At 72.3% G+C, this 3,141-nt stretch carries 2 protein-coding genes; both read right to left on the bottom strand.

Annotated features, from left to right (window positions below):
* Nucleotides 1-315: 315 nt before the first annotated feature.
* Nucleotides 316-2,670, bottom strand: coding sequence for a Tex family protein (locus tag AOK09_RS33140; RefSeq protein WP_055590925.1), 2,355 nt, complete (start codon nucleotides 2,668-2,670; stop codon nucleotides 316-318).
* 65 nt (nucleotides 2,671-2,735) lie between these two features.
* The gene (locus tag AOK09_RS33135) at nucleotides 2,736-3,128 is read right to left on the bottom strand and encodes a DUF779 domain-containing protein (RefSeq protein WP_055590924.1); all 393 of its coding nucleotides are present in this window, start codon (nucleotides 3,126-3,128) and stop codon (nucleotides 2,736-2,738) included.
* Nucleotides 3,129-3,141 lie beyond the last annotated feature (13 nt).

The raw sequence follows: 3,141 nt of genomic DNA, 5'->3' as shown, positions 1-3,141 counted from the left end.
ACCGCCCCCCGGCTGCTCACGGCGTGAGCAGCCGGGGGGCGGTGGGGGCGAGCTCGGTGCTGCCGCACCCCGGGCAGCTGTAGGCCCCGTTGACGTGCCGCCGGCATGACGAGCAGTAGTCCATCCGTCTTTTCCGTAGGTCTTGCACCGCCGGGATTGCCGGAGGTCCGCGGTCATTGGCGTGTCCACGGAGCCTAAACGTTTCCGCAGCGGAGAAAACAGATGATGCTTGTGAGGCTTCTGGAAAGATCGGGACAGACAACCGTGACCTGCCCGTATGCGCGAGTGCGCCACGGGCAGGCCACGGTGGGGGCGTCAGCGGCCCCGGCGCTCGGGACCGGCGAGCCCGGCGCGGCGCAGGGCGTCCGCCATGGCGCCGCCGCCCGACGGGGGCGCTCCGGCGGAGCCGCCACGCTGCTGACGCGGCGGCCGGGGGCCCCGGCGGCCCTCGTCGCGGGCCGCCCCGCGACCGCCGCCGCCCTGCTGCTGGGGCGCCGCCTCGTCCTCCAGCCGCAGGGTGAGCGAGATGCGCTTGCGCGGGACGTCCACGTCGAGCACCTTGACCCGGACCACGTCGCCGGGCTTCACCACGTCGCGCGGGTCCTTGACGAAGTTCCTGGACATGGCGGAGACATGGACCAGCCCGTCCTGGTGGACGCCGACGTCGACAAAGGCGCCGAAGGCCGCGACATTGGTGACCACGCCCTCCAGCAGCATCCCGGGGAGCAGGTCGGAGAGCTTGTCGACGCCCTCCTTGAAGGTGGCGGTGCGGAAGGCCGGACGCGGGTCCCGGCCGGGCTTCTCCAGCTCCCGGAGGATGTCGGTGACGGTCGGCACACCGAAGGTGTCGTCGGCGAACTCGGCGGGCTTCAGCGAGCGCAGCACCGACCCGTTGCCGATCAGCGCCTTGAGATCACCGCCGGTGGAGCCCAGGATCCGGCGCACCACGGGGTAGGCCTCGGGGTGGACGCTGGAGGCGTCCAGCGGGTCGTCCCCGCCGGGGATCCGCAGAAAGCCCGCGCACTGCTCGAAGGCCTTGGGGCCGAGCCTGGCCACGTCCTTGAGCCCCTTGCGGTTCCGGAAGGGGCCGTTGGCGTCGCGGTGCAGCACGATGTTCTCGGCCAGGCCCGCGCTGATCCCCGACACCCGGGTGAGCAGCGGCGCGGAGGCGGTGTTGACGTCGACGCCCACGGCGTTGACACAGTCCTCGACCACGGCGTCCAGGGAGCGGGAGAGCTTCACCTCGGAGAGGTCGTGCTGGTACTGGCCCACCCCGATGGACTTGGGGTCGATCTTCACCAGCTCGGCCAGCGGGTCCTGGAGGCGGCGGGCGATGGAGACCGCGCCCCGCAGCGACACATTGAGCTCCGGGAGCTCCTGGGAGGCGTACGCGGAGGCGGAGTACACCGAGGCGCCGGCCTCGGAGACCATCACCTTGGTCAGGCCCAGGTCGGGGTGGAGCCGGATCAGGTCGGCGGCGAGCTTGTCCGTCTCCCTGGAGGCGGTGCCGTTGCCGATGGCGACCAGGTCGACCTTGTGGGCGCGGGCGAGCCGGGCCAGGGTGGCGACGGACTCGTCCCAGCGGCGCTGCGGCTCATGGGGGTGGATGGTGTCGGTGGCGACCACCTTGCCGGTGGCGTCGACCACGGCGACCTTCACCCCGGTGCGGAAGCCCGGGTCCAGGCCCATGGTGGCGCGGGTGCCCGCCGGTGCGGCCAGCAGCAGGTCACGCAGGTTGGCGGCGAAGACCCGGACGGCCTCGTCCTCCGCCTCCTGCCGCAGCCGGGTGCGCTGGTCGATGCCGAGGCGCACCAGGATGCGGGTACGCCACGCCCAGCGGACGGTGTCCTGCAGCCAGCGGTCGGCGGGGCGCCCACGCTCGGCCACGCCGAACCGCTGAGCGATGCGCTGTTCGTAGCCGCTGGGCCCGGTCTGGCCCGCGGCGGGCTCCTCCTCGGGCTCCAGGACGAGGTCGAGGATCTCCTCCTTCTCCCCGCGGAACATCGCCAGGATGCGGTGCGAGGGCAGCTTGGTGAAGGGCTCGGCGAAGTCGAAGTAGTCGGCGAACTTGGCGCCGTCCTGCTCCTTGCCCTCCCTCACCCTGGCCACCAGCCGGCCGCGGCTCCACATCCGCTCCCGCAGTTCGCCGATCAGGTCGGCGTCCTCGGCGAACCGCTCCACCAGGATCGCCCGGGCGCCCTCCAGCGCCGCGGCGGCGTCGGCGACGTCCCGCTCCGGGTCGACGTAGGCCGCGGCGGCGGTCTGCGGATCCTGCCCGGGGTCGCCGAGCAGCAGTTCGGCCAGCGGCTCCAGGCCGGCCTCGCGGGCGATCTGCGCCTTGGTGCGCCGCTTGGGCTTGTACGGGAGGTAGATGTCCTCCAAGCGGGCCTTGGAGTCGGCGGCCATGATCTGCGCCCGCAGCGCGTCGTCCAGTTTGCCCTGGGAGCCGACGGACTCCAGGATCGCGGCGCGGCGCTCCTCCAGCTCCCGCAGATAGCGCAGCCGCTCCTCGAGGGTGCGCAGCTGCGCATCGTCGAGCATGCCGGTGGCTTCCTTGCGGTAGCGGGCGATGAAGGGGACGGTGGCGCCGCCGTCCAGCAGTCCGACGGCTGCGGTCACCTGCCCTTCCCGTACACCGAGCTCCTCGGCGATCCTCTGCTCAACAGACATGGTCGTCACGATGGGAAACCACCCTTGGTCGCTGTGCCTCGGGTGCATTGTGGCAGGCCGGGGTGTCAGAGCAGGCCGAGCGACGCCAGCTCCTCGTCGGTGAGCAGCCGCGAGCGGATCAGGAAGCGCAGGCCGGTGGGGGCCTCCAAGGAGAATCCGGAGCCGCGGCCGGGGACCGTGTCGACGGTGAGATGGGTGTGCCGCCAGTAGGCGTACTGGTCTCGGGCCATCCAGAAGGGGACCGGGTCGATGCCGTCCGCCTCCAGGTCCCCGAGGTGGATGTCGCTGTCGCCGGTGAGGAACTCCCCTGCGGGGTAGCACATCGGGGCGGAGCCGTCGCAGCAGCCGCCGGACTGGTGGAACATCAGCGGGCCGTGCTCGCTCTGCAGGGTGCGCAGCAGGTCGGCGGCGGCCCGGGTGAGGCCGACGCGGGGGGCCTGGCGGGGGGCTCGGTTCATGGCGGCTCCAGGG

The sequence above is a fragment of the Peterkaempfera griseoplana genome, from assembly GCF_001418575.1.
GTDB lineage: Bacteria > Actinomycetota > Actinomycetes > Streptomycetales > Streptomycetaceae > Peterkaempfera > Peterkaempfera griseoplana.
Note: the sequence above shows the minus strand (reverse complement) of the source record. Positions and strands in the feature narration are given on the sequence as shown.

What these genes read in the sequence shown, in the direction of transcription:
- AOK09_RS33140 (WP_055590925.1), bottom strand. Translation starts at nt 2,670, where the DNA reads ATGTCTGTTGAGCAGAGGATCGCCGAGGAGCTCGGTGTACGGGAAGGG.
- AOK09_RS33135 (WP_055590924.1), bottom strand. Translation starts at nt 3,128, where the DNA reads ATGAACCGAGCCCCCCGCCAGGCCCCCCGCGTCGGCCTCACCCGGGCC.